Annotated in this window: 1 protein-coding gene; it reads right to left on the bottom strand. The window is 65.7% G+C overall.

The window, feature by feature from the left end; all coding sequences use genetic code 11:
* Positions 1-31 precede the first annotated feature (31 nt).
* Positions 32-1,033 (bottom strand): photosystem II manganese-stabilizing polypeptide, encoded by a 1,002-nt coding sequence (gene psbO / locus OKA04_RS25025; RefSeq protein WP_264503869.1) that lies wholly within the window; start codon positions 1,031-1,033, stop codon positions 32-34.
* Positions 1,034-1,081 lie beyond the last annotated feature (48 nt).

The raw sequence follows: 1,081 nt of genomic DNA, 5'->3' as shown, positions 1-1,081 counted from the left end.
GCCGGCCACGCACAAAACATTTGTTCATTCCCTACTCGAGCTGCGCGTACCACACCCCTTGGATCTTGACATCCTTGGGCACCTTGGCGCCGAGGTCTGTGTCCGACGGCTGCACGCTCTCGAAGACGCCAATCACCTCGCCGGTCTCTGGCTTGCTCTTGGTGACGCTCAACGTGATGTTGCCCGTCGACGACGAGGCGTTCTTGACGTTCTCCTTAGCGAGCTCCTCCTCGTCTCCTCTGCCTCCGGCGGGGAGCGCCACAGCGTTGTCGTAGCCGGTAGAGCCACCGCGGCCCTTTGGGTCGAGGAAGGACGAACCACGGTAGCTGGGCACGAGGAAGGGCCCGCCGAAGCTCTCCGGCTTGCCGGTGGCGACCAGATTCTTGATGGTGAAGAGGAACGGCACGCGCTCGCCTCCCGGCAGCTGCACGGTGACGGCGGCGTAGTCGATTCCGTCCTTCTCCTCGAACTTGATGGTTCCGTCGGAGCTGACCTCGAGCGGGCCCTCGATCTCGTCGAGGGTGTAGGTCAGGCGGGTCATGAGCTTGGTCTTCTGGAACTCGGGTGGCGCGTTCTTGGCCACGCCCTCCGCCTTAACGGTGAAGGACGTCGGCTCCAGGCAGAACTTCTTCATGTTGTACTTGCCGGCCTTGAAGGCGAAGGAGTCGACGCCGCCCTCCACCGTCGGGCACTGGTTCGCCGTGCCGGTTCCCTTCACCTCCATGTACGTCTTACTCTGAATCTCGTCGAAGGTAAGCCTCCTCGGCACGCCCTCCGCGCTGGCGCCCGAGACGAGCAGAGCTGAGGTGGCGAGGGCGAAGCCGGCGAGCTTGGCGGCATCGGCGCACTTGTTGGCGACCTCCCGGATGTCGGACTGCAGGGAGCACGTGATCCTGCCGGCGGCACCGGTGTCGACGCCGAACGCCCTGGCGACGTGCGAAGACGGGCGCGATGGCAGCGCGGCGGAGGAGGCCCGGCCGCCGAGCTTGGCCGGCTGCATCAGGGTGGCCGCGGCTTGGAGCGATGCTGCCATGTCCGCTCGCTCGCCTGCTCAGCTCTCAGTTGGTGGGTGGTGTGGCCG

The sequence above is a fragment of the Luteolibacter flavescens genome, assembly GCF_025950085.1.
Lineage (GTDB): Bacteria > Verrucomicrobiota > Verrucomicrobiia > Verrucomicrobiales > Akkermansiaceae > Haloferula > Haloferula flavescens.
Note: the sequence above shows the minus strand (reverse complement) of the source record. Positions and strands in the feature narration are given on the sequence as shown.